This window comes from Bradyrhizobium sp. SRL28, from assembly GCF_018596315.1.
In the GTDB taxonomy this organism is placed as follows: Bacteria; Pseudomonadota; Alphaproteobacteria; order Rhizobiales; family Xanthobacteraceae; genus Bradyrhizobium.
This window is the reverse complement of record NZ_JAHEAG010000007.1, coordinates 70838-94283: the sequence shown is the minus strand read 5'-3', so window position 1 is coordinate 94283 and position 23446 is coordinate 70838. Positions and strand designations below refer to the sequence as shown.

At 63.4% G+C, this 23446-nt stretch carries 23 protein-coding genes; 15 read left to right on the top strand and 8 right to left on the bottom strand.

Features of this window, described 5'->3' with window-relative positions; all coding sequences use genetic code 11:
• The first annotated feature begins 6 nt into the window (after positions 1-6).
• From KIP88_RS17610 to KIP88_RS17565, 10 genes are all read left to right on the top strand, one after another.
• Positions 7-1662 carry a nitrite/sulfite reductase gene (locus tag KIP88_RS17610; RefSeq protein ID WP_214489195.1) on the top strand — a complete coding sequence of 552 codons (1656 nt, stop codon included), beginning with the start codon at positions 7-9 and terminating at the stop codon, positions 1660-1662.
• Complete coding sequence (locus KIP88_RS17605) at positions 1649-2164, top strand: DUF934 domain-containing protein (RefSeq protein WP_214489194.1); 516 nt, start codon at positions 1649-1651, stop codon at positions 2162-2164. Before KIP88_RS17610 ends, KIP88_RS17605 begins: the two co-directional genes overlap by 14 nt.
• Before the next feature lie 20 nt (positions 2165-2184).
• Positions 2185-2892: a phosphoadenylyl-sulfate reductase gene (locus tag KIP88_RS17600; RefSeq protein WP_214489387.1), complete on the top strand. Its 708-nt coding sequence runs from the start codon at positions 2185-2187 to the stop codon at positions 2890-2892.
• 137 nt (positions 2893-3029) lie between these two features.
• Entirely contained in the window at positions 3030-4019 is a 990-nt protein-coding gene (locus KIP88_RS17595; RefSeq protein WP_214489193.1) for a sulfate ABC transporter substrate-binding protein, read from the top strand.
• Between the two features lie 69 nt (positions 4020-4088).
• Positions 4089-4895: a sulfate ABC transporter permease subunit CysT gene (gene cysT / locus KIP88_RS17590; protein ID WP_214489386.1), complete on the top strand. Its 807-nt coding sequence runs from the start codon at positions 4089-4091 to the stop codon at positions 4893-4895.
• 10 nt (positions 4896-4905) lie between these two features.
• The gene (gene cysW, locus KIP88_RS17585; protein ID WP_214489192.1) at positions 4906-5880 is read left to right on the top strand and encodes a sulfate ABC transporter permease subunit CysW; all 975 of its coding nucleotides are present in this window, start codon (positions 4906-4908) and stop codon (positions 5878-5880) included.
• Complete coding sequence (locus KIP88_RS17580; protein WP_214489191.1) at positions 5870-6919, top strand: sulfate/molybdate ABC transporter ATP-binding protein; 1050 nt, start codon at positions 5870-5872, stop codon at positions 6917-6919. Before cysW ends, KIP88_RS17580 begins: the two co-directional genes overlap by 11 nt.
• A gap of 203 nt (positions 6920-7122) precedes the next feature.
• On the top strand, positions 7123-7620 hold the full coding sequence (locus KIP88_RS17575) for a CAP domain-containing protein (protein WP_214489190.1): 498 nt from the start codon (positions 7123-7125) through the stop codon (positions 7618-7620).
• A 137-nt stretch (positions 7621-7757) separates the two neighbouring features.
• The gene (locus KIP88_RS17570; protein ID WP_214489189.1) at positions 7758-8933 is read left to right on the top strand and encodes a DUF3734 domain-containing protein; all 1176 of its coding nucleotides are present in this window, start codon (positions 7758-7760) and stop codon (positions 8931-8933) included.
• Between the two features lie 4 nt (positions 8934-8937).
• Positions 8938-9726 carry a 3-hydroxybutyrate dehydrogenase gene (locus tag KIP88_RS17565; RefSeq protein WP_214489188.1) on the top strand — a complete coding sequence of 263 codons (789 nt, stop codon included), beginning with the start codon at positions 8938-8940 and terminating at the stop codon, positions 9724-9726.
• A 112-nt stretch (positions 9727-9838) separates the two neighbouring features.
• On the opposite strand, the gene KIP88_RS17560 is transcribed toward KIP88_RS17565, so the two are convergent.
• The 3 genes from KIP88_RS17560 to KIP88_RS17550 form a co-directional block, all read right to left on the bottom strand.
• Positions 9839-10075: a hypothetical protein gene (locus tag KIP88_RS17560; RefSeq protein ID WP_214489187.1), complete on the bottom strand. Its 237-nt coding sequence runs from the start codon at positions 10073-10075 to the stop codon at positions 9839-9841.
• 57 nt (positions 10076-10132) lie between these two features.
• Positions 10133-11500, bottom strand: a complete 1368-nt coding sequence (locus KIP88_RS17555; RefSeq protein ID WP_214489186.1) for a polysaccharide biosynthesis C-terminal domain-containing protein — start codon at positions 11498-11500, stop codon at positions 10133-10135.
• 272 nt (positions 11501-11772) lie between these two features.
• Positions 11773-12609, bottom strand: a complete 837-nt coding sequence (locus KIP88_RS17550) for a protein-disulfide reductase DsbD domain-containing protein (RefSeq protein WP_214489185.1) — start codon at positions 12607-12609, stop codon at positions 11773-11775.
• A 136-nt stretch (positions 12610-12745) separates the two neighbouring features.
• Between KIP88_RS17550 and KIP88_RS17545 the strand changes: the two genes are divergently transcribed.
• Positions 12746-13396 carry a YqgE/AlgH family protein gene (locus KIP88_RS17545; RefSeq protein WP_214489184.1) on the top strand — a complete coding sequence of 217 codons (651 nt, stop codon included), beginning with the start codon at positions 12746-12748 and terminating at the stop codon, positions 13394-13396.
• A gap of 217 nt (positions 13397-13613) precedes the next feature.
• Here KIP88_RS17545 and KIP88_RS17540 read toward each other — a convergent pair whose 3' ends face one another.
• Together KIP88_RS17540 and KIP88_RS17535 are read right to left on the bottom strand one after the other, a co-directional pair.
• A complete protein-coding gene (locus tag KIP88_RS17540; protein ID WP_214489183.1) occupies positions 13614-14501 on the bottom strand; it encodes a TauD/TfdA family dioxygenase in 888 nt (295 codons plus the stop codon).
• A gap of 167 nt (positions 14502-14668) precedes the next feature.
• Entirely contained in the window at positions 14669-15448 is a 780-nt protein-coding gene (locus KIP88_RS17535) for an SDR family NAD(P)-dependent oxidoreductase (RefSeq protein ID WP_214489182.1), read from the bottom strand.
• 98 nt (positions 15449-15546) lie between these two features.
• Here KIP88_RS17535 and KIP88_RS17530 point away from each other — a divergent pair, with 98 nt between their 5' ends.
• The 3 genes from KIP88_RS17530 to KIP88_RS17520 all read left to right on the top strand — a co-directional run bounded on the left by KIP88_RS17530 (position 15547) and on the right by KIP88_RS17520 (position 17283).
• Positions 15547-16065: a GNAT family N-acetyltransferase gene (locus KIP88_RS17530; protein ID WP_308163590.1), complete on the top strand. Its 519-nt coding sequence runs from the start codon at positions 15547-15549 to the stop codon at positions 16063-16065.
• Positions 16066-16089: 24 nt separating this feature from the next.
• The gene (locus KIP88_RS17525) at positions 16090-16824 is read left to right on the top strand and encodes an SDR family NAD(P)-dependent oxidoreductase (protein ID WP_214489181.1); all 735 of its coding nucleotides are present in this window, start codon (positions 16090-16092) and stop codon (positions 16822-16824) included.
• A gap of 90 nt (positions 16825-16914) precedes the next feature.
• Positions 16915-17283, top strand: coding sequence for a CsbD family protein (locus tag KIP88_RS17520; protein ID WP_214489180.1), 369 nt, complete (start codon positions 16915-16917; stop codon positions 17281-17283).
• A 60-nt stretch (positions 17284-17343) separates the two neighbouring features.
• Here the strand turns inward: KIP88_RS17520 and KIP88_RS17515 are convergent, their stop codons facing one another.
• Both KIP88_RS17515 and KIP88_RS17510 read right to left on the bottom strand, forming a co-directional pair.
• Complete coding sequence (locus KIP88_RS17515) at positions 17344-19068, bottom strand: SGNH family hydrolase (protein ID WP_214489179.1); 1725 nt, start codon at positions 19066-19068, stop codon at positions 17344-17346.
• Between the two features lie 158 nt (positions 19069-19226).
• A complete protein-coding gene (locus tag KIP88_RS17510) occupies positions 19227-20603 on the bottom strand; it encodes a lytic murein transglycosylase (RefSeq protein WP_249790847.1) in 1377 nt (458 codons plus the stop codon).
• 248 nt (positions 20604-20851) lie between these two features.
• On the opposite strand from KIP88_RS17510, the gene galU reads away from it, so the two are divergent.
• Positions 20852-21733, top strand: a complete 882-nt coding sequence (gene galU / locus KIP88_RS17505) for a UTP--glucose-1-phosphate uridylyltransferase GalU (RefSeq protein ID WP_214489177.1) — start codon at positions 20852-20854, stop codon at positions 21731-21733.
• Between the two features lie 155 nt (positions 21734-21888).
• On the opposite strand, the gene KIP88_RS17500 is transcribed toward galU, so the two are convergent.
• Complete coding sequence (locus KIP88_RS17500) at positions 21889-23415, bottom strand: diguanylate cyclase (protein WP_214489176.1); 1527 nt, start codon at positions 23413-23415, stop codon at positions 21889-21891.
• Positions 23416-23446: the final 31 nt, after the last annotated feature.

Below are 23446 nucleotides of genomic sequence, written 5' to 3'. Positions count from 1 at the left end.
TTTATCATGTACGCATATGACGAACTCGATCGCACGCTGATCAATGAACGCGTGTCTGAATTCCGCGACCAGGTGAAGCGCCGTCTCTCCGGCGAACTCACCGAGGACGAATTCAAGATGCTGCGGCTGCAGAACGGCGTCTATCTGCAACTGCACGCCTACATGTTCCGCGTCGCCATTCCCTACGGCACGCTGTCGTCGAAGCAGTTGCGGCGGCTGGCGCATGTCGCGCGCCGCTACGACCGCGGCTACGGCCATTTCACCACCCGGCAGAACATCCAGTACAACTGGATCAAGCTCTCCGATCTGCCCGATGCGCTGGCCGATCTTGCCGAAGTCGGCATCCACGCCATGCAGACCTCCGGCAACAACATGCGCAACGTCACCTCGGACCAGTGGGCGGGCGTCGCGCCGGGCGAGGTCGAGGATCCCCGCATCTGGTCGGAAATCCTGCGCCAGCACACCACGCTGCATCCGGAATTCTCGTTCCTGCCGCGCAAGTTCAAGATCGCGATCACCGCATCCGAGCACGACCGCGCCGCGATCAAGGTTCACGACATCGGCTTGCGCCTGCACAAGAATGCTGACGGCGAGACCGGCTTTGAGGTGCTGGTCGGCGGCGGCCTTGGTCGCACGCCTTTCATCGCCAAGATCATCAAGCCGTTTGTCCACGGCCGCGACATCCTGAGCTACGTCGAAGCGATCCTGCGCGTCTATAACCAGTACGGCCGCCGCGACAACATCTACAAGGCCCGCATCAAGATCCTGGTCCACGAGCTCGGCATCGAGAAGTTCGCCCGCGAAGTCGACGAGGAGTGGAAGCAGATGGGCCACAGCGCCCTGACGCTCGATCATTCCGCCATCGAGGAGGTGCGCTCGCGCTTCTCCTATCCGGCGTATGAAAAGCTGCCGCACATGCCGGACGAGCTGAAGCAGGCCGCGCATGATCCGTTGTTCGAGCGCTGGCGCAAGAACTCGGTGGCTCCGCACAAGGTGCAGGGCTATTCGATCGTGACGCTGTCGCTGAAGCCGGTGGGCGGCCCGCCCGGCGACGCCACCGCCGATCAGATGGACGCGGTCGCCGATCTCGCCGATAAGTATTCATTCGGCGAAATCCGCGTCGGGCATGAGCAGAACCTGGTGCTGCCGCATGTCGCCAAGCGCGACCTGCCGCAGCTGTGGAAGGCGCTCGACCGTCTTGGTCTCGCGACGCCGAACGTCAACCTGGTCACCGACATCATCGCCTGCCCGGGGCTGGACTACTGCTCGCTGGCCAATGCGCGCTCGATCCCGATCGCGCAGGAATTGACCCGGCGTTTCGCCAATCACGATACCGCCGAGATGATCGGTCGTCTGCACATCAACATCTCCGGCTGCATCAACGCCTGCGGCCATCACCATGTCGGCCATATCGGCATTCTCGGCGTCGAGAAAAACGGCGAGGAATTTTACCAGATCACGATCGGCGGTCGCGCCGACGAGAACGCCCAGATGGGCGTGTTGATCGGCCCGGCCGTTCCCTATGCGGAAGTTGCCGACGTGATCGAAGACATTGTCGAAGCCTATCTCGCGCTGCGCGACCGTCCCGAGGAACTGTTCGTCGATACGGTGAAGCGCCTGGGCGTCGAGCCATTCAAGGAGCGGGTCTATGCCACTCGTTAAGAACGCAAGAACAACGACTGATCTGTTCGTTCAAATTGCCGACGGCGCCGAATTGCCGGGTGATGGAGCGATCCTTGTTCCGGCGGCGCGTTTCCTCGAGGATCCGGAAGCCGTCCTGAAGCACGCTGGCAAGGTCGGCGTGGTCTGGCCGAACAACCGCGATCTCGACGATCTCGTTCCGTATCTCGATCGTCTCGCCGCGGTGGCGCTGGTGTTCCCCAGCTTCCGCGACGGCCGCGCCTACAGCCAGGCGCGCCTGCTGCGCGAGCGGCACGGCTATGACGGGGAGCTGCGCGCCACCGGACAGGTGCTGCGCGATCAGTTCGTGTTCATGTCGCGCGCCGGCTTCGACGCGTTCGAGGTGAAGAAGGACGCCGATGCCGATGCTTTCGCCGAGACCATGAAGCGCTACTCCGTGTTCTACCAGCCGACAGGCGACGGCCGCGTCACCGCGCTCAATCGGCGGATGCAGTTGCGTCATTCTGAGAGTGCCGGCCAGTGAGCGCGATCGTACATCAGGCCATGATCACGGAGGCGGCGAATGTTTCGCCGGCGCAGGCGCTCGACCGCGCGTTGCGCGATGCGTCGCCGGCGGAAGTCATTGAAACCGCACTGAAGACCGTCGGCCGCGAGCATCTCGCGCTGGTCTCGTCGTTCGGTACGGAATCGGCGGCGCTGCTCAAGGTGATGGCGGATGTCGATCCCGCGATCCCCGTTGTGTTTCTCGACACCGGCTGGCTGTTCGAGGAGACGCTCGCCTACCGCGATACGTTGATCGCCACGCTTGGCCTCACCGACGTTCGCTCGATCAAGCCGCTGAAAGAGGCGCTCTCACGCCAGGATCCCGATCGCGAATTGTGGTTTTCCGATCCCGACGCCTGCTGCCGTATCCGAAAAGTGGAACCGCTGGCGCGGGCGCTCAAGCCGTTCTCGGCCTGGATCAACGGACGCAAGCGTTTTCAGGGCGGCGCGCGCGCCGAGATTCCGGTCGTGGAGGACGACGGCGCAAAGCTGAAGTTCAATCCGTTCGCCAACGTGTCGCGCGAAGAGATCGAGGCGATCTATAAGCTCGCCAAATTGCCGCCGCATCCTTTGGTCGCTTCGGGCTACTTGTCGGTCGGCTGCATGCCGTGCTCGAGCCGGACGGCGCCCGGTGAAGATGCGCGGGCCGGCCGCTGGCGCGGCCAGGCCAAGAGAGAATGCGGCATCCATACGATGAAAACTTCCTAGAACTCGGATTTCATAGGACAACGAAGCTGCGGAACCAAAAACAATGAAATGCGGTTTCGTTGACTAAGCGGCCTTTCGCCGCGACTTATGCGTTCACGGTTGATGATATGCTTCATCAAGCCGAATGGAGATCACCGATGATCCGTCGCATTCTGCCGCTTGTTGCCGGGTTGCTCTGGGCGAGTTCAGCCTTCGCTGCCGATTACACCCTGCTCAACGTGTCCTACGATCCGACGCGTGAGCTCTATGTCGATTTTAACAAGGCGTTCGCGTCGGCCTATCAGAAGGAAACCGGCAAGAGCGTCGAGATCAAGCAGTCGCACGGCGGCTCGGGCTCGCAGGCGCGCTCGGTGATCGACGGCCTGCAGGCGGATGTCGTGACGCTGGCGCTGGCCTATGACGTTGACGCCATCGCCGCCAAGGGCCTGATTGCGTCCGACTGGCAGAAGCGCTTGTCGCTCAACGCCTCGCCCTATACCTCCACCATCGTGTTCCTGGTGCGCAAGGGCAACCCCAAGGCCATCAAGGATTGGAACGATCTGATCAAGCCCGGCGTGCAGGTGATCACCCCGAACCCGAAGACTTCGGGCGGCGCGCGCTGGAATTACCTGGCGGCCTGGGGCTACGCGGAGAAGAAATTCGGCTCCGCCGACCAGGCTAAGAAATTCGTCGGCGATCTCTTCAAGAACGTGCCGGTGCTCGATACCGGCGCGCGCGGCTCGACCGTGACGTTCGTCGAGCGCGGCGTCGGCGACGTGCTGCTGGCATGGGAGAACGAGGCATTCCTGGCGCAGCGCGAATTCGGCAAGGACAAGTTCGAGATCGTGGCGCCGCCGCTGTCGATTCTGGCTGAGCCGCCGGTCGCGGTTGTCGACAAGGTGGCCGACAAAAAAGGCACCCGCGCGGTCGCCGAGGCCTACCTGAAGTATTGGTATACCAAGGAAGGTCAGGAAATTGCCGCACGCAACTCCTACCGTCCGCGCGATTCGGAGATCGCGAAGGAGTACGAAAAATCCTTCGCCAAGGTCGAACTTTTCACGATCGACGACGTTTTTGGTGGTTGGACCAAGGCGCAGAAAGATCACTTCGGCGAAGGCGGCATTTTCGACCAGATTTACAAGAATTGATCTGGTTGACGGCCAGCCTTAGCGGAAGCAGGGGGATTTGTGAGCACAGCGGTCGCGCGGCGAAGTAGCCTGCCAGGGTTCGGTCTCACCATGGGACTGACCCTGACATGGCTCTCCGTTATCATCCTCATTCCGCTCGCCGGTCTCTTTCTCAAGACGCTCGAGCTTTCGCCCGGCCAGTTCTGGGAGATTCTCACCAGCCGCCGCACTTTGAATGCGCTGAAGATTTCGTTCGGCCTCTCCTTTGCCGCAGCCTGCGTCAATTTGGTGATGGGCACGATCATCGTGTGGGCGCTGGTGCGGTACCGATTCCCGGGCCGGCGGATATTCGACGCCATCGTCGACATTCCCTTTGCGCTGCCGACTGCGGTTGCGGGTGTCGCGCTGACGCAATTATTTGCGCAGAAGGGCTGGCTAGGGGCGCCGCTGGCTGAACTCGGCATCAAGGTCGCGTTCACACCGATCGGCATTTTCGTGGCGATGGTGTTCATCGGCATCCCCTTCGTGGTGCGGACGGTGCAGCCGGTGCTGATCGATCTCGATCCTGAGATCGAGGAGGCGGCCGCGAGCCTCGGCGCCAACCGCTGGCATACGGTGTTCCGGGTAATCCTGCCGAGCCTGATCCCGGCGCTGCTGACCGGCTTTGCGCTGGCGTTCGCGCGCGCGGTCGGTGAGTACGGCTCGGTGATCTTCATTGCTGGCAATCTGCCGAACGTGTCGGAAATCGCGCCGCTCCTGATCGTGATCAGGTTGTCCGAATTTCGTTATGCCGATGCCACCGCAATTGCCGTCATCATGCTGCTGGCTTCGTTCCTGATCATCCTGGTCGTCAATCGCCTGCAACGCTGGGCGCAAGCCCGCATTCCCGTGCATTGAGGGCCGGTCGATGTCCACGGAAACAAGCTTTGTGACTCCGGCGACGCCGCTGAGGGCCTACGCGTCAACGGCCGACCTCGCGATCTCCCCGCCGTCGCACCGCGAGGCGAGCGACCGGGCACGCGCGGTTGCTTCGCCGAAGGACCTGCGGACCGAGCCCGCACCCGTCCGTTTCATCATCATCGCGCTTGCCGTCACCTTCCTCACCGTCTTTGTCGTGCTGCCGCTGGTCGTGGTGTTCGCATCGGCCTTTTCGAAAGGCATCAGCGCCTATTTTTCTGCGCTGGCCGAGCCGGAGGCGCTTTCGGCGATCAGGCTGACGCTGCTGGTTGCGGCGATCTCGGTCGCCCTTAACCTCGTGTTCGGCGTGATCGCAGCCTGGGCGATCGCGAAATTCGAATTCCGCGGCAAGACTTTCCTGATCACGCTGATCGACCTGCCGTTCTCGGTCAGCCCGGTCATCTCGGGCCTCGTCTTTGTGCTCCTGTTCGGCGCCCAGGGCTATTGGGGCACGTGGCTGCAGGCGAACAACATCCATATCCTGTTCGCGGTACCGGGCATTGCGCTCGCCACCATCTTCGTGACTTTTCCGTTCGTCGCCCGCTCGCTCATTCCGCTGATGCAGGAGCAGGGCACGCAGGAGGAAGAGGCCGCGACCTCGCTGGGGGCGTCAGGCCTGCAGACCTTCTTCCGCGTCACTCTGCCCAATATCAAATGGGGCCTGTTGTATGGCGTACTGCTGTGCAACGCGCGCGCCATGGGCGAGTTCGGTGCGGTGTCTGTCGTGTCGGGCCATATCCGCGGCGAGACCAACACCATGCCGCTGCTGGTCGAGATTCTCTATAATGAGTACCAATTCGTGGCGTCGTTTGCGATTGCCTCGCTATTGGCGATGCTGGCCTTGATCACGCTCGTCGTGAAGACCGTTCTCGAACAGCGTCTGGACGAAGGACAAACCCCAAGGGACGATCCACGTGACCATTGAAGTCAAAAATATCGTCAAGAAATTCGGCGCGTTTGCCGCGCTCGACAATGTCGATCTGAAGGTCGGCAAGGGCGAATTGCTGGCGCTGCTGGGTCCATCCGGTTCGGGCAAGACGACGCTGTTGCGGATCATCGCAGGCCTCGACTGGCCCGACGCCGGCGAGGTGCGGATCGACGGCGAGGATGCGCTGGGACACGGCGCCAGCGAACGCCATGTCGGATTCGTGTTCCAGCACTACGCGCTGTTCCGCCACATGACGGTGTTCGAAAATGTCGCCTTTGGCCTGCGCGTGCAGCCGCGCGCCATCCGCAGGGACGAGGCCACGATCCGCGCCCGCGTCAAGGAATTGCTTGATCTCGTGCAACTCGACTGGCTGGCCAACCGCTATCCCAGCCAGTTGTCCGGCGGCCAGCGGCAGCGCATTGCGCTCGCCCGCGCGCTCGCGATCGAGCCGCGCATCCTGCTGCTCGACGAGCCGTTCGGCGCGCTCGATGCCAAGGTGCGCAAGGAGCTGCGGCAATGGCTGCGCTCGCTACACAATGAGATCCACGTCACCTCGATTTTCGTCACTCACGATCAGGAGGAGGCGCTGGAAGTCGCCAACCGTGTGGTTGTGATGGACAAGGGCCGTATCGAACAGATCGGCTCGCCCGGCGATGTCTATGACAATCCCGCCACCGCCTTCGTCCACGGCTTCATCGGCGAGTCGATCGTGCTGCCGGTGGAGGTTACCGGCGGCTCGGTGCGGCTCGGCGGCCGGACGCTCAATATCGCCGCCGATGGCGCGGCCTCGGGCGCCTCAAAGCTGTTCGTCCGCCGCCACGACATGCAGATCGGGCCGGCGGGAACCGGCTCGCTGGAGGGCGCGGTGCGCCATGTCCGCTCGTTCGGCCCGATCCAGCGGGCGGAGGTCGCGCTCTCGGGCGGCGAGGGCAAGACCGTGATCGAGATCGACGCCCCCCGGGACCGGGAACTCCAGGCCGGCGAGATCATCGGCCTGCAGCCCCGCCGCTACCGGATTTTCGCGGTCCAGGAGTGATTCTGCGGCCCCGTAGCCCGAATGGAGCGCAAGCGTAATCCGGGGGCTGCTTGCCACGCGGACGGACCGTTCCCGGATTGCGCTTCGCTTCATCCGGGCTACGAGTGGTCGCCCCGGAACGACCCCCAAATTGCTCCCCGTTCACCATTCAGCCACGGTTGGTATGCAACAACGGCCGCGTCCAGCCTTGGGGGATTCTTTCAGTGAAACGGGCGACTACCGCGATTATCGGGCTTTTGCTGCTTGCCGGCTGCTCGGCAGACGTCAAAATCCCGGATCAGCCGGCCATGTATCTCGACATGGCCCAACCCGGCGCCACGCTCGACACGGTCGCCGCGGCGATCATGATCTCGCAATACCGCCAGAACAACGGCCTCGGCACCGTGGTGGTCGATCCGGAGCTGACCAGGCTCGCCGAGCAGCAGTCGCAGGCGATGGCGGCCCGCAACAAGATGGACCACAATGTGAAGGGCCCGCTGGACAAGCGGCTGGGGGCTTCCGGCTATCCGGCGAAAGTTGCGGTCGAAAACATCTCGGCCGGCTATCACACTTTGGCGGAGGCCTTCTCCGGCTGGCGCGACTCGCCGCCGCACAAGGCCAACATGCTCAAGAACGGTGTCACAAAATTGGGCATCGCGGCGACTTATGCTCCAGGCACCAAATACAAGGTGTTCTGGACGCTCATCCTGGCATCAACCTGAAGCTGGTCCGGGCGCGGGGCTCCGACGCCTCACGAGGCGATAAACTCGGCGTGATCCTTGCTTCGATCTCGCTGATTGACGCCGTCGCGAACTGTCGCCACGGTGCCCCTGTCATTGTCCACTAGTCGACGGTCACGATGGATCTCTCCGACTCTGCGCCGGCCACCACGCCCGCCAAAGCGCAGCGTGTGCTGGTGCTGCAAGGCGGCGGCGCGCTCGGCTCCTATCAGGCGGGCGCCTTTCAGGCGCTGTGCCGCTCCGGTTTCGAACCGGAATGGGTCGCGGGCATTTCGATCGGCGCCATCAACGCCGCGATCATTGCCGGCAACGGCCCCGAGACGCGTGTCGATCGCCTCAAGGAATTCTGGGAGATGGTGTCGTCTCCGGTGTCGTGGAGTCCGGTGACGCCGGGTGACCGCGCGCGTTCGCTGTTCAACGAAACCTCAGCCGCGCTGATTGCGACCTTCGGCGTGCCCGGCTTTTTCGCGCCGCGCATTCCGCCGGCGCCGCTGTGGCCGCCGGGCAGCCCGCAATCGCAAAGCTATTACGACACCGCGCCGCTGAAGAAGACGCTGGAGCGGCTGGTCGACTTCGATCGCATCAACGATCTGAAGATGCGGCTCAGCGTCGGCGCGGTCGGCGTGACCTCGGGCAATCTGAAATATTTCGACAATTTCGAGTTCAGGCAGCTCGGCAAGAAGATCGGGCCGGAGCACATCATGGCCTCCGGCGCGCTGCCGCCCGGTTTTCCGTCCGTTATCATCGAAGGTGAACACTACTGGGATGGCGGCATCGCCTCGAACACGCCGCTCGATTTCGTGCTGGAGGAAGAGTTCAGACGCGACCTCCTGATCTTCCAGGTCGATCTGTTCAGTGCGCGCGGGGAACTGCCGGAGTCGCTGCTCGAGGCCGCCGAGCGGGAAAAGGACATCCGTTATTCCAGCCGCACCCGCATGAGTACCGACAAGAACAAGCAGATCCACAACGCGCGCATGGCGGTGCGCGATCTGCTCGGCAAATTGCCGGATCATTTGCAGAACGATCCGTCGGTCGAATTCCTGCGCAAGGCCTCGAAGGAAAACACCGTCACGGTCGTGCACCTGATCTACAAGGGCAAGAATTACGAGACAAATTCCAAGGACTACGATTTTTCGCATGTCGCCATGGTCGAGCATTGGGACGCGGGCGTCCGCGACGTTCATCAGTCGATGCGTCACAAGGATGTGCTCGAGCGCCCGCAATCTGGCGAGAGCATGAAGGCTTACGATATGTCGGGGGATGTTCCCAAGTCCCCCGGAGGCAAGCAGGAGTGATCAAATGGGTACATTAAAAGGCAAGACCGCCGTCGTGACCGGCTCGACCAGCGGCATCGGATTGGCTTATGCGCGCGCTTTCGCCGCCGCCGGCGCCAATGTCGTTCTCAACGGCATGGGCGTGCCGGCCGATATCGAGCGGGAGCGTTCCGGCATCGAGACCGACTTCAAGGTACGCGCGGTGCATTCGCCCGCCGACATGACCAAGCCTGCCGAGATCGCCGAAATGATCGCGCTCGGCGAGAAGACCTTCGGCTCGGTCGATATCCTGGTCAACAATGCCGGCATCCAGTTCGTGTCGCCGATCGAGGAATTTCCGATCGAGAAATGGGACGCGATCATCGCCATCAATCTGTCCTCGGCATTTCACGGCATCCGCGCCGCCGTGCCCGGCATGAAGAAGCGCGGCTGGGGCCGCATCATCAACACGGCATCCGCGCATTCGCTGGTGGCCTCGCCGTTCAAGTCGGCCTACGTCTCGGCCAAGCACGGCATCGCCGGGTTGACAAAAACGGTGGCGCTGGAGCTTGCGACCTTCAAGATCACCTGCAACTGCATCAGCCCGGGCTATGTCTGGACGCCGCTGGTCGAGAAGCAGATTCCGGAAACCATGAAGGCGCGCAACCTGACCAAGGAGCAGGTCATCAAGGACGTGCTCCTTGACGCACAGCCGACCAAGGAGTTCGTGACCTCCGAGCAGGTCGCGGCGCTTGCGCTGTTCCTGTGCGGCGACGATGCCGCCCAGATCACCGGCGCCAATCTGTCGATTGACGGTGGCTGGACCGCGGAGTAGGCCGCCCAAGTCCCTCCTGCTGGCGTGCCGGCGGGAGGGAAACTAGCGCTTGCGGTGTAGTAGGCTGCGATATCATCGAGATCAGCAAGTGCTCGTCGCGAATAGACGAGCTTCATGCCGAGCGAAATTTTGCAAAAACTGCCTTGATCTCGGCGTCAGTCGCGGATTCACCAGCATCGACGGAGGCCATTGCCGAGTCGATGATTCTCAATTCTTCCTGAGTTGCCTGATAATCCTTCCCCTGCAACTCACTCTCGATCTGGTTTGCAATCGAAACAAGTTCATCCTGCGCCGCTTCGGGCCAAGCTTGAACGCGTTCCAGCAAATTCTTCAGGTCGGTGACTGTCATGAAGAGACTATATCACGCGAGCAGCCGTCTTCCAACCGCTCCCGGTAGGCTCCAGGATCAGCGTTTCCCGAATGCCAGCACGTGCAGTCCGAGCCGCCGGCGCACGATCCAGAACAGCAGCACCGTCTCGAACGCCAGCGAGATCGAGGTCGCGGCCGCAGCACCATGGCCGCCGAAGCGTGGCACCAGCATCACGCACAGCACGAGGTTCATGACGAAGGCGAGCGCGTAGGCCAGCGCGCAGATGTGCTGGTGGCCGAGCATGTTGAGCAGCCGCTCGACCGGGCCGATGGCGGATCGCACCACGAGGCCAACAGCGGCAATGAACATGATGTCGTAACCGACCACGAATTGCGGTCCGAACAGCCACAGCAGCGGCTTGCCGAGCGCCAGCAGCAGGATGGTCGCGGCCAGCGACGGCCAGAATGTCCACTGGATCGCGTGCGCCACATAGGCTGACAGCCGCGCCTTGTCGCCAAGCGCGTGGTACTCGGCAAAGCGATGCGCCGTCGTCGCCGCCATCGCATAGTGAATGAAGGAGACCAGCGCCAGCGTCTTCACCACGGCGAAATAGACGCCGACTTCCTCGGAGGAGCGGAACTGCTGCAGCACAAGCACGTCGGTGTAGGACAACAGCAGATAAAAGCTTTCCACCATCAGGATCGGCAGCGAGACCGCGAGCCAGCCGCGGAAATCATAGGCCTTGGGGCCGGGCTCGATGTGGCCGCCGAGCCTGCGGTTGAGCACGATCATCTGCCCGATCATCGCGATCCATACCGCCGCGGCGCTGGCCCACATCGCGGCGGTGGCGCCGAGATTGAAGCCGAGCACGAAGGCGCCGGCGGTCAAGCCGATGATCAGCGACTGCCGCACGATGAACTGCGGCATCAGGCCGAGCCGCATCCAGTCATGCGAACGCGCAATGCCGTCCTGGGTGTTGGCGACGACAAATGCCGGCAGCGTCAGGCAGCCGATATAGAGGGGAACGATCGCGTTGGCGTCGATCCACGGCGACAATCCCTTCACCGCGCCCGCCAACAGCAGCGAGACGATGGAGGAGACGGCGAACGTGATCCAGCGGCTGCCGGAGAGGAAGCCGCGCAGCAGGGCATGTTCGCCGCGGGTTCGATACTCCGGAATGATCTTCTGCGCGGATGCGGAGATGCCGAAATCCATCATGCTGCCGAGCAGCAGCACCCAGGTCCAGACATAGACGTAGACGCCGTAATCCGAGCCGCCCATCCAGCGCGCCAGCAGGATCTGCGAGAAATAGGCGAGCGCCGCGCTGAGAACGCGGATGATGAAGATGGTGCCGGCCAGCCGCTTGGTGACGGAGGCCTCACTGGAGCCGCCGAGCAGCGCACGCAGGCGCGCGATTACGCCGGCAGGCGAAGCGGTTGCGGATTGCGTATCCATCACGGCCACAAGGGTGCATCCCCGAAACGCGCCGCGAGGCGGCGGCGATGCTCGGATGTATCAACCATTCGTTAAGATTCGGTTGGGTGGGAGGGGCCCCTCGATGTCGTCCCTGCGAAAGCAGGGACCCATACGCCGCGGCCGCTGGAATGGGCATGCGGAGAGACGACTTCTCTCGACAAATTTACGGTGGCAGTTAACCGGCGCAAAGCGTCAAGCACCGCACTTCATCGATAGATCACGCGGTATGGGTCCCTGCTTTCGCAGGGACGACGGACCAGTCAGTTCAAACTGACATTGAACTCGTAGGCGCGGTCGCCGCCGACCAGCGTCAGTTTGAGCGCGGCGCCTTCCGGGCTGGCGCCGGGCGGCAGGCCGTCGAGTTCAAAGGTAAACCGTTTGACACCGGGCGGGCTTTGCTCGACGAGCCTGGGAACCGGCAGCGCCCAGTCGGGCGTCGGCCCCTCGACGAACAGGCTGACCTCCTTGGCCTCGGGCGCGGTGACGTCGACCAGCACGTTGTTCTTTCCCTCGCGCTTGACGTCGCGGATGGTCAGCGGATTGGGGTCGCCGACATTGGCGGGCTTCGGCACGGTATTGAGCGCATCGGACAAATTGCCGTCCTCGGTGCTTGCCACGCTGGCAAAAGCGAGTTCGGCATGGGCTTCGACGGGAATGCAGATCTTGTCGCAAACCGCGTAACTGATGTTGGCCCGCAGCGTCACCGGCTTGTCGGCATTCTTGGCGACGATGCGCAACGGCAGCACGACCTGCTGCTTGTATCCCAGCGCGGTGCCGCCGGCGCCGTCGTCGAATTTCGTCGGCGCCGGCCACAGCACGGTCACGGCTTCGACATTGTCCGATTTTGAGAAGTCGAAGCGGGGGGGTACGCCGGAATCGCCGGGCGTCCGCCAATAGGTCTTCCATCCCGGCTGCAACTGGATGGCAACGCCGCCGAGCAGCACCGCGCCGCTGCGCGATCCCGCCAGCAGCCGGACCGCGGAATGTGCGTCGCGTTGCCACGGCGAGGCATCCTCGGCGCGAACCTCCGACGTCGCACACGCGACACATAAGGCGGCGACGCCGAGCGCGGCGCGTAGGGGAACCATCACGATCATGGGACGTCTTTACAGGCAAGTTGCAGCGCAAACCATTGAATTGCGTGTGATCGGCCGCCGAATGATGCCGGAAGCTTGATTGACAGAAACCCAACCCGATATCAGGATATGCAATCAGCAAGAGAGGCCTTTGCGGATGAGCCCTGAAGGCAAAACACCGAAGCCCGTCCGCCGCAAAGCCGCCGGCTTTGGCGATAATTCGTCCGGCGACGGTTATCTGGACGGCCAGCTGCTGATTGCGATGCCGGTCATGGGCGATCCGCGCTTCGAGCGCTCCGTCATCTACATGTGCGCGCATTCCTCGGAAGGGGCGATGGGCATCATCGTCAACCGCCCGGCCGGCAGCATCGATTTTCCGGGATTGCTGGTGCAGCTCGACATCATCGAGAAGGCGGACCAGATCAAGCTGCCGGAAAATGCCGAGTCCATGCAGGTGCTGAAGGGCGGACCGGTCGATACCGGCCGCGGCTTCGTGCTGCATTCCAGCGATTTCTTCATCAAGGACGCGACGCTCAATATCGACGACGGCATCTGCCTGACCGCGACGGTGGACATCCTCAAGGCGATCGCCAAGGGCACCGGACCGAAGCACGCGATCCTGGCGCTGGGCTATGCCGGCTGGGCGCCGGGCCAGCTCGAGAACGAGATCCAGCACAATGGCTGGCTGCATTGCGACGCCGACCCGGACCTGATCTTCGGCGACGACGTCGATGAAAAATACCAGCGCGCCCTGCGCAAGATCGGCATCGATCCCGGCATGCTGTCGAACGAGGCCGGGCACGCCTAGGGCGCTTCCGCGCGCGTTGCCGCATCCACGGTGTCGTCCCTGCGAACGCAGGGACCCATACGCCGCGGCCGGCGTATGGGGCAGGAAAGACGACGGCGTCGCTTCAGCAACTCACAGCGGTAAATTGGTCAGCGCAGAGCGTCAGCCACCACGCCTCCTCGATGGATCACGCGGTATGGGTCCCTGCTTTCGCAGGGACGACGATGGTTGCGGCTCTCTACTCCGCTGCCTGCTGCTGCACCGTCGGCTCGGTGCCGGCAACGGTGGCGCGGCGCATGTCGCGGGGCTGCGACTGATCGTAGCGCCGGACGCGGTGCATGGTCTGGCGGTTGTCCCACATCACGAGGTCATGCAACGTCCATTTATGGACGTAGACGAACTCCGGCTGCGTGGCGTGCTCGGTCAGGTCGCGCAGCAACAGCCGCGCCTCGGGCATGCTCATGCCTTTGATGGCGCCGGCATGCGATGACAAATACAGCGACTTGCGGCGATGCGCCGGATGCGTCCGCACCAGCCGCTGCAGCACCGGCTTGAACATCGCTTTCTCTTCATCGGAATAATCCAGGAAGCCGAGCGAGCCGCGCGAATACATCAGCGAGTGCTCGCAGATCATGTCCTCGATCTCGGCCTTGGTGTCGTCGTCGAGCGCGTCATAGGCTGCGCGCATGTCGGCGAATTCGGTATTGCCGCCCTTGGGGTTCACCACCCGCGCCGACAGCAGCGAAAATTTTGCCGGGATCGGGCGGAACGAGCTGTCGGAATGCCATAGGCAGTTGCCGAGATTGAACAGATGGGTGCGGCTGTCGCGCGGCAGCGGCTTGCCGTCCTTGCCGAGGTTGGAAACGTCGTTCAGCCCCGTAGTCAGGCGGTAATCTTCCTTCTTGGTGACGGTGCCGCCGCGCGCCTTCTCGCGCTCGCCGAAATTCAGCGCAAAGGCCAGTTGCTGTTCGTCCGTGACGTCCTGGTTGCGAAACAGCAGCACGGCATATTTGTCCATGCCGGCCTCGATGTCGGCCGCTTCCTGCGGCGTCAGGGCTTTTCGCAAATCAACGCCCGAAACTTCGCCGAAAAAATGCGGATGAAGCTGCCGGATCGTGACCGTCATGGCGTCTCTCCAATATGCGGCGGGCGGTTTGTCCCGCCCTGTTTGAGAGAAAAGTTACTCCCAGAAATGCCCAAGTCAACGTTGTGGGGCGCATGCGGCATTGCGCTTGTTTCGTGTCCCGGACGCGGTGCAGCGTGAAACGCTGCTCCGCAGAGCCGGGGAACGCGTCACGCATTCCGCGCCATCAGCCCACCATCCACGGGGATCACCGCGCCGGTCAGGAACGAGGCCGCCGGCAGGCACAGGCTTAGCGTCATGTGCGCCACCTCCTCCGGGTCGCCGTAGCGGCCGAGTGCGGTGCGGCGCTTGGCGTAGATCGCCTTGTGCTCGGCGGCGATCCGGGCGGTCATGCCCGTGAGGATCGGCCCCGGGCAGATGCAGTTCACGGTGATGCCGTCACGGCCGAGCTCGACCGCAAGCGAGCGCGTCAGGCCGACCACGCCGGCCTTGGCGGCGGAGTAGGGGCTGTGCAGCGCGGTGGCGCCGAGCGCTTCGGTCGAGGCGATGTTGACGATCCGCGGCGATTTCGATTTGCGCAGGTAAGGCAACGCAGCGCGGATGAGGCGCTGGTGCGCCGTCAGCATCACGGCGAGGCCCCTTGCCCATGCTTCGTCATAGCCGTCATCATCGATCGCGACTCGAACGGAGATGCCGGCATTGTTGACGACGATATCGAGCCCGCCGAAATGCGCCGCGACCTCATCGACGACGGTGGTGATGTTGCGGCGGTCGGTGACGTCGAGCGTCCAGGCTTTCGCCGCACCGCCGCTTGCCGCGATCTCGCCGGCCACGGCCTCTGTGGCCTCGGCGCTGATGTCGGTGACGGCGACGTTGGCGCCGTCGGCCGCGAACACCCGCGCGGTGGCGCAGCCCATGCCGCTGGCGGCGCCGGTGACGAGGACGGTCAAACCTTTGACCGAGCGACTGAGCCGTTTGAAATCTGACATGATGGGGTCCGGACAGAGAGGGCTGGGCACGCTGCAGGATTGACAAGGCTGGCACCGATCCGCAGACAGGTCAAACCAAGCAGAAACAGGGTGCAACAGTGGCCGATATTCCCGCTCTGCAGATTCGCCGCCTCGAGACTTCAGACGCCGCCCTCTACAGGGACATCCGGCTGGAGGCGTTGGAAAAAAATTCCGAGGCGTTCGCCAGCACGTTCGAGAGAGAAAGCGCGCAACCGCTGTCGTGGTTCGAAGCGGTCGTTGGCCGCGCGGATATCTTCGGCGCATTCCTCGACGGGGCGCTCGTGGGAGTGGCCGGATATGCCGTGCCGGAAGGTTCGAAGCAGGCGCATAAGGGGCTGCTTTGGGGCATGTATGTTCGAGCCGCCGCGCGAAATCTGGATCTTGGAAAAAGACTTGTCGCGGCTGTGCTCAACCATGCGCGCGGGCGCGTTGAGATGGTTCAACTGACTGTGGTGAACGAGAACAAGGCTGCGTGCCGGCTTTACGGCGCCATGGGCTTTGTCGAGTACGGTTATGAAAAGCGAGCCCTCAAGCAGGACGGGCGATACTACGACGAGCTTTTGATGGTCAAATTCCTCGACGAAGATTTGAATTAGAAAACAACAAGAAGGATCGCAGGGATGAACGAACTGGATTTCAGTGGCAGGCAGGTGCTGGTGGTCGGCGGCTCCAGCGGCATCGGCAACGGCATCGCGCAGGCCTTCCGCGCCAAGGGCGCGAATGTCGCCGTCTGCGGCACCCGCGCCGGCGCCGCCGACTATTCGCCCGATGAAGGATCGCATCTCGAAGGGCTCGACTATTTCCGGCTCGATGTCAGCGACGCGCATGCGATCGCGGCCTTGAAGCCGCCGTTCGAAAAGCTCGACGTGCTGGTGCTTGCGCAAGGCGCGGTGATCTACCGCCGCGGCGAATTCGAGATGGATGGCTTTCGAAAAGTGCTGGAAGTCAACCTGATGAGCCTGATGGCGTGTGCAACCAAATTTCAGCCGATGCTGAGCGCCAGCCAAGGTTCGCTGATCATCGTCAGTTCGACCGCCGCCTATCACTCCACCATGGGCAACCCGGCCTATAACGCTTCGAAGACCGGCGCGGTCGGGCTGACGCGCACGCTCGGCGAGGCGTGGGCCGAGAACGGCATCCGCGTCAACGGCATCGCGCCCGGCCTGGTCGACACCAAGATGACCAAGGCTACGACATCAAATCCGAAACGCCTCGAAGGCGCGCTGGAGCGGATCCCGCTGAAGCGGCTTGGCACGCCGGCCGACATGGCCGGCGCAGCGTTGTTCCTGGCCTCGCCGCTTTCGTCCTACATCATTGGCCAGACCATCGTGGTCGATGGCGGGCTTATACTTTGAGCCAAGCGTTCTGAACCGAGGCATTTCGAGCGCTCTAGGAACCCGAATGGGTCTCGCCGGTTAGTTTCTCTGAAAACAGGAGAGACCGCGATGGACAAGGATCGGATTGCCGGCTCGGCCAAGGATTTTGCAGGTAAGGTCGAAAGCACTGTCGGCGACTTAACTGGCGACGCGAAGACGCAAGCCGAAGGCCGCGCGCGCGAAGCCGCCGGTACGGTGCAAAATCTCTACGGCCAAGCCAAGGATGCCGCCCGCGACGCCACCGACGCCGCCGTCAACTATGCCAAGGATGCCTATGAAAACAGCGGCGACACCGTTCGCAGCGGCCAGCAAGCGGTAGCGAAGACCGTGCAGGAAAACCCGCTCGGCGCGCTGTTGATCGCAGGCGGAATTGGTTTTGCGCTGGCGCTGTTGATGACGCGCCCACCGCGCCGTCCGCCGCCGCGCTGGCGCTATTAGGGATAGGACAGCCTTACGGGTTCGCCCGGCGATGCGATGCATCGCCGGGAAACGCGCGTCTCACCAGAATCGCGTGAGATTGCCTGGCGGGACCTCGGCCGATCGTCCGACATTACCCGGCGGGCGCGGCGCGCCCGGGGCCACGGGTCCGCGCGGCGGTGCGGCCATAGGCGGCGCGGGCTGACGCGGCGCCGCGCCGAACCCGCCGAAGAAATCGCGCAGCGACGGCCCGGTGGTTTGCGCGGGTCGGATCTGCATCGGCTGCTGCGGCTGCTGCCTCTTCTGTTGTTGGAACGTTTGCTGCGGCGGCGGTAGCAGAAGCTGCTTCTGTCCGGGCACTGCCGCCACTGTTCCGCTCGGCGAGGTGGCTGCTACCGGCGTGTCGCCCTTGGCCTGCTCGCGGCCGATTTCCCGGCGAGGCCAGGCGTAATCGTCGGCGCGGCCAGCCGGCGCCGCCAGCGCTTCACCCTTCACCAGCGTACGTGCAGCCAGCGCATCCACCCCGGCGGGACGTGAGCCGGGACCGCCGAGTAACTGATCGGTGCCCACGGAAGAGGCCACCAGCGGCATGACCGGTCCGGCCAGCGGACGCGGCGCCGGCTGGCCGGGCGCGATATTGGCCTCCGGCGTTGCCGGCTCGATCGGCACGGCGATCGGCCCGGAGCGCGAGGCAAGCAGGCGCGTCACCTCGCGCTCGACATAATGCGCGAGCTTGCGCGCGCCCGGCTTGGTGAAGAAGACGCCGTCGGCCGTGCGCAACTGGCGGATCTGGCCTTCGAAGTCGGGACCTTTCTGCAGGAACCGGCCGGCTTCATCGACGAAGCCATCCCAGACATCGACATAGGTGATGCCGGCCTTGCCGGCGCCGTCGCGATACAGCGCATCGAGGAACAGCATGTCGGACGTTCCGCGTTGGCCGCGGATCGCAGGCAGACCGACCCACAACACCGGCACGCCCTTGGATTTCAGGACGCCGATCAGCTCTTCGATCTTCTTGGCGTAGAGTTCCACCCAGCGCTCGTCGCGAAATTCGTAGAGCCCGCCGCCCGCGCGTGCCGGCGAGGCGATCTGCGGCGTGTCGTTGTCGGCCGCGTCGTCTGGCGACAATTCGGCATCGGCCGGCTTGTCGTCGCGTTTTGCCGCGTCAGTCGAGCCTTCCGGCTTCGGCTTCGCATCCGCCGGCTTGGCCGCCTCCGGCTTGCCGCGCGCGTCCTTCTTCTCTTCCTTCTTGTCGGTTTTCTTCTCGGTGAGCGCCTCGCGGATCGCGACGCGGTCGTAGAGGCCGAGCATGACGACGATGGCGTCCGGCTTCTCGGTGGCGAGGATGGCCTTCGCGGCCGCGGTCCAGTCGGCGGGTTCGCCGCGCGGCTGATACTTGATCAGGCCGGAGACGGTCTTGTGCTTGCGGATCACGCCCATGTCGGGCTGCTCAGAATAGGCGTCCTCGAGACCATAGCCCAGCCAGTCGGCCATGGCATCGCCCAGCACCAGCACGTTACGTTCCGGCACCGTGTCACGCTTGGCGGGGCCGGGCGCGCGGGAAAAATCCTGGCGCGGCGCTTGCGGAGCCTGCTGTTGCTGGAACGGCTGAAAGAAATCGCCGCCAAACCAGCCGCCGCCACGCTGCGGCGCTTGCCGCTGCGGTGGACCGCCGAAGCCGCCGAAATTGAAAAACTGCGCGGAAGCCGGCCCCACGATCCCGATCAAGAGCGCGATCGCAACCGCCAGCACCACGAGTGGGCCGGTATCAGTAAACACGCGCAAGAAGGACTTTAGCTTTTGCATCCGGCTCGGTCGCAATGGGTCGCGATGTGTCAAATATAGTAGCGGAATCGGGCCGCAAGCGGGCAGATTTTCCCCATAAACCGGGGTTCCGGTCTGACCGTCAAGGCTTCCGCCCGAATCGCGGTTTTCAGGGTTACTCTAGGGGCTAAAAGCGGGCTTTACCGCCCCCGCAGCCGCTCCAGCACGTCGGAAGAGGCAAATCCGTCCGCTGGCGCCCCGATCGAGGCCTGGAAGCCGCGCAACGCCTCCCGCGTGTGGCCGCCGAACTGGCCGTCCGGCGTGCCCTTGTAGAAGCCGCGCTGGGCTAGGAGCTGCTGCAGTTCCAGCCGTTCGGCGCGCGACAGCACCCGTTCCTGCCGCGGCCAGGGCTGCACGAACGGCGGCTCGCCGCGCAAGCGGTCGGCAAAATGGCCGATCGCCAGCGCATAGGCCTCCGCCGGGTTGTATTTCATGATCACCCGGAAATTCTGCAGCATCAGGAAGCCGGGCCCCTGCGTGCCGGCCGGCGCCAGCAGATAGGCCTTTTCAGCCGAGTCCGGGAATGGCTTGCCGTCGGCCCGCTTCATTCCCTGGCTCTGCCACTGCGCGATCGTCATCGCCTTGGCCTTGTCCGCCAGCATGAAATTAAAACCTTCCGGCAGCACAACCTCGTAGCCCCAGGTCCGGCCGGTCTGCCAGCCGTCCTTCTTGAGGTTGTTGGCGGTGGAGGCGATCAGGTCGGCCGGGTTGTCGACGACGTCGCGGCGGCCGTCGCCGTCGGCGTCCACGGCATAGCGCTTGAAGGCTGTCGGCATGAACTGGGTCGGCCCGAATGCGCCGGCCCAGGAGCCGCGCATTTGTTCGGGACGCAAATCGCCGCGGTTGAGAATTTCGAGCGCGGTAAGGAACTCGTCCTTGAAGTAGGCCTGTCGGCGGCCGATGCAGGCCAGCGTCGCGGTGGAATTGAGGACACTGCGGTCGCCCATTTGCGTCGAGTAATTGGATTCGATCCCCCAGATCGACGCAATGATGTAGCGGTCGACGCCGGAGGATTTCTCCACCGTGTCGAACTGCGGCTTGTATTTCGCGAGGACCTCGCGCCCCTTGGCGAGGCGGTTGTCGTTCACGAGGATGTCGAGATAGTCCCAGATCGCCTTGGTGAATTCGGGCTGCGAATCCATCAGGTCCATGATGCGTAAATCAGGCGCGAGACCTGTGGTGAAGCGCTCGAAATTTTCCCGGGTGATGTTGCGCCGTGCGGCATCCGGCCACATCGAGGCGACGCAATTTTGAAAATTCGCCGCCGCTTCCCTGATCGCGCTCGCGGTCATCAGCGGATGGCCGGAGGCGCCATCCTCGCCGCTCCAGGGCGGCGGACCGCCGTCCGGACCGGGCGCGGCCTGCGGCGCCGGACCTGACTTCGGCCCGGAGAAGATGTTGCCCAAAAAGTTCGAAACCCCGTTGCCGGAGGATGGCGCTTGCGATTGGGCCTGGGACTGGCCGCTGGAACACAACAGCGCCGCCGCGATTAGGATCGCGCCGGTTCGATTGGTCATCGCTCGTTCAGGCAAACCCATTCAGTGTCCGTCCGTTGCTTCTCACCCGGTTCAGAAGGCCCTGCCACGGTTTCCAACAGCTTAACAGAGGCGGAATTTCGTTGTCGCCCCCCGCCAGCGCAAGGGGCGGCGAAACAATCGGCACCATACATCCGCCTTTGTTGGGGGATGCAAACCGGCTACCAACGTGCAATCAAAGCACTTTCCCTGTTCCCCAAATTCCTCATTTCCAAGGCCCCCGACATCCCATGAAAATCCGTAAAGCCGTCTTCCCGGTCGCAGGTCTCGGCACCCGCGTCCTGCCCGCCACCAAGGCGATGCCGAAGGAAATGCTGACCATCGTCGACAAGCCGCTGATCCAGTACGTGGTCGACGAGGCCAAGGAAGCGGGCATCGAGCATTTCGTCTTCGTCACCGGGCGCAACAAGGGCGTGATCGAGGATCATTTCGACCGGATGTTCGAACTCGACACCACGCTGGCTCAGCGCGGCAACAAGAAGGCCGAGCAGGACATTTTGGCGCGCGACCAGCCCGAGGCCGGCGCCACCAGTTTCACCCGCCAGCAGGCGCCGCTCGGCCTCGGCCACGCGGTCTGGTGCGCGCGTGACATCGTCGGTGACGAGCCGTTCGCGGTGGTGCTGCCGGACGAACTGGTGCTGAACAGCCCGGGCTGCCTGAAGCAGATGATCGAGGCTGCCAGTAAACTCGGGGCCAAGTCCAACCTGCTCGCGGTGGAAGCGGTGCCTGACGATCTCACCCATCAATACGGCATCTGCGGCGTCGGCAAGCGCCTCGCCAAAAACATGTTCGAGGTCGACGGCATGGTGGAGAAACCGCCGAAGGGCACGGCGCCGTCAAACCTTTCGATCACCGGGCGCTACATCCTGCAGCCGGAAATCTTCAAGATTCTCGAGACCCAGGAGCGCGGCGCGGGCAACGAGATCCAGCTCACCGATGCGATGAAGACCCTCGCCAGGACGCAAAGCTTCTATGGCGTGGAGTTCGAGGGCGAGCGGCACGATTGCGGCTCGAAATCCGGCTTCCTGCGCGCCAACATCGCCTACGGCATGGCGCGCGACGACCTTCGCGATGGATTGCGCAGCGAGATGAAGAAGTATCTGGAGAAGTGAAGAAAGCGGCGGCCTATCGCCGTCATTGCGAGGAGCTCGCGACAAAATTGCAAAGCAATTTTGCGCTGAAGCGACGAAGCAATCCATCGGTCCGCATACGCTGAAGCATGGATTGCTTCGCTTCGCTCGCAATGACGATGGCTTGGTGAAAGGGCTTAAGCCACCAGCGCGAGCTGCGGGATCGCTGCGAGCACCGACTGATTACGGCCGTTGGCCTTGGCGGCGTAGAGCGCCCTGTCGGCGGCTTCGATGAGGTCGGGCCAGCTCAACGGCGCCGCCGGCGTCATGCTCGCCACACCGATACTGACGGTCGTCACGCTGGGGTCTTCCGCCCACTGTTCGACCTTCAGGCGGATGATTTCGGCGACGGTGAACGCTTCCACCGCCGAAAGGCCTGGCAGGAGCACCGCGAATTCTTCGCCGCCGTAGCGCGCCGGACAGTCGCCCGACCGCCGCACAGAATCCGAAATGCAGATCGCGATGCCGACCAGCACCTGGTCGCCGGCCTGATGCCCGTAGGTGTCGTTGTAGGCCTTGAAGTGGTCCGCATCGATCATCAGCACCGCGACGGGGGTCTCGCTGCGTGCCGCCCGCCGCCATTCCAGGTCGATTTCGGAATCGAATTTGCGCCGGTTCTTCAGGCCGGTGAGCGCATCGGTCGTTGCCAGCTCCTCCAGCTTGCGCTCGGCCTCGGCGCGGCGGCCGATCTCGCGCGCGAGGAACAGCGTGGTGCCGATCACGAACAGGATCAGCGCCATCATGACCGCTCCGATCCGCAGCACCTCCCGGTGCCAAAGGTTCAGGATGCTCGCCAGCGGTTTTCCGACCACGACAAAGAACAAGTTCGTGCTGCCGCTTCGGACATAAAGCCGCGGCGTCGGGTCGACCGGCCCGACGCCGGCATAGGCGGTGCCTTCCTTCAAATTGTCCGCGCGCCACTTTGGCCGCTCCGCCAGGTTCTTCCCGATGACATCCAGGTCGAACGGCGTCCGCATGATGATCGTTCGGTCGCGGCGCAACACGGTGATCGTATCGCCGGGGTTGAGGGTGAGCCGGCCGAACAGGTCATGGAAATACGTGAAGCGGATCGAGCCCACCACGACGCCGAGGAAACCGCCATCGGTGTCGTTGATGCGCCGGCTGAGCACGATCGAATAGGCGCCACGGCGCAGCATCGGGCGGCTCATGTACAGGCCTATGTCGGGACTGGCGCGATGGACCTGGAAATACTCCTCGTCGCTGCGATCCTCCAGCGCCGGATCGAGGCTTGCCGCGTCGTGCGTCAGCATGCCCTGCGCGTCGAACACCTGGATTGCGCCGAAATGTTTGGCGGTGGCGGCATGATCGAACAGGATCAGGTGCTGGATCTCCCTGCTGACGCCCTTGATCTCCGGCATCACCAGATTGCTGGCGACGTTGCGTAGCGAGAGGTCATAGAGCTCGATGTTCCGGCTGATATCGGCATCGATGCCGGCTGCGAGATTTTCCAGAGTCTGGCGCGCGAGCTCTTCCTCGCCGCGGCGCATGTCGAGCATGACGCTGGCGCAAATCGTGGAGAAGCCGATCACCGTCGCAATCGACGACACGATCAACAGCTTCGCCGACAATCGCCAGGGCCGGCGACCGGAGTCTTTCCTGAACCAGCCAATTCTGGTCACATCGCTTTGCCGTTCAAATGGCATAGACCGCTCCAATCCTCCCGGTATGCGGTCG

What these genes read in the sequence shown, in the direction of transcription:
- KIP88_RS17610 (WP_214489195.1), top strand. Translation starts at nt 7, where the DNA reads ATGTACGCATATGACGAACTCGATCGCACGCTGATCAATGAACGCGTG.
- KIP88_RS17605 (WP_214489194.1), top strand. Translation starts at nt 1,649, where the DNA reads ATGCCACTCGTTAAGAACGCAAGAACAACGACTGATCTGTTCGTTCAA.
- KIP88_RS17600 (WP_214489387.1), top strand. Translation starts at nt 2,185, where the DNA reads ATGATCACGGAGGCGGCGAATGTTTCGCCGGCGCAGGCGCTCGACCGC.
- KIP88_RS17595 (WP_214489193.1), top strand. Translation starts at nt 3,030, where the DNA reads ATGATCCGTCGCATTCTGCCGCTTGTTGCCGGGTTGCTCTGGGCGAGT.
- cysW (WP_214489192.1), top strand. Translation starts at nt 4,906, where the DNA reads ATGTCCACGGAAACAAGCTTTGTGACTCCGGCGACGCCGCTGAGGGCC.
- KIP88_RS17570 (WP_214489189.1), top strand. Translation starts at nt 7,758, where the DNA reads ATGGATCTCTCCGACTCTGCGCCGGCCACCACGCCCGCCAAAGCGCAG.
- KIP88_RS17565 (WP_214489188.1), top strand. Translation starts at nt 8,938, where the DNA reads ATGGGTACATTAAAAGGCAAGACCGCCGTCGTGACCGGCTCGACCAGC.
- KIP88_RS17560 (WP_214489187.1), bottom strand. Translation starts at nt 10,075, where the DNA reads ATGACAGTCACCGACCTGAAGAATTTGCTGGAACGCGTTCAAGCTTGG.
- KIP88_RS17550 (WP_214489185.1), bottom strand. Translation starts at nt 12,609, where the DNA reads ATGATCGTGATGGTTCCCCTACGCGCCGCGCTCGGCGTCGCCGCCTTA.
- KIP88_RS17545 (WP_214489184.1), top strand. Translation starts at nt 12,746, where the DNA reads ATGAGCCCTGAAGGCAAAACACCGAAGCCCGTCCGCCGCAAAGCCGCC.
- KIP88_RS17540 (WP_214489183.1), bottom strand. Translation starts at nt 14,501, where the DNA reads ATGACGGTCACGATCCGGCAGCTTCATCCGCATTTTTTCGGCGAAGTT.
- KIP88_RS17535 (WP_214489182.1), bottom strand. Translation starts at nt 15,448, where the DNA reads ATGTCAGATTTCAAACGGCTCAGTCGCTCGGTCAAAGGTTTGACCGTC.
- KIP88_RS17525 (WP_214489181.1), top strand. Translation starts at nt 16,090, where the DNA reads ATGAACGAACTGGATTTCAGTGGCAGGCAGGTGCTGGTGGTCGGCGGC.
- KIP88_RS17520 (WP_214489180.1), top strand. Translation starts at nt 16,915, where the DNA reads ATGGACAAGGATCGGATTGCCGGCTCGGCCAAGGATTTTGCAGGTAAG.
- KIP88_RS17515 (WP_214489179.1), bottom strand. Translation starts at nt 19,068, where the DNA reads ATGCAAAAGCTAAAGTCCTTCTTGCGCGTGTTTACTGATACCGGCCCA.
- KIP88_RS17510 (WP_249790847.1), bottom strand. Translation starts at nt 20,603, where the DNA reads ATGACCAATCGAACCGGCGCGATCCTAATCGCGGCGGCGCTGTTGTGT.
- galU (WP_214489177.1), top strand. Translation starts at nt 20,852, where the DNA reads ATGAAAATCCGTAAAGCCGTCTTCCCGGTCGCAGGTCTCGGCACCCGC.
- KIP88_RS17500 (WP_214489176.1), bottom strand. Translation starts at nt 23,415, where the DNA reads ATGCCATTTGAACGGCAAAGCGATGTGACCAGAATTGGCTGGTTCAGG.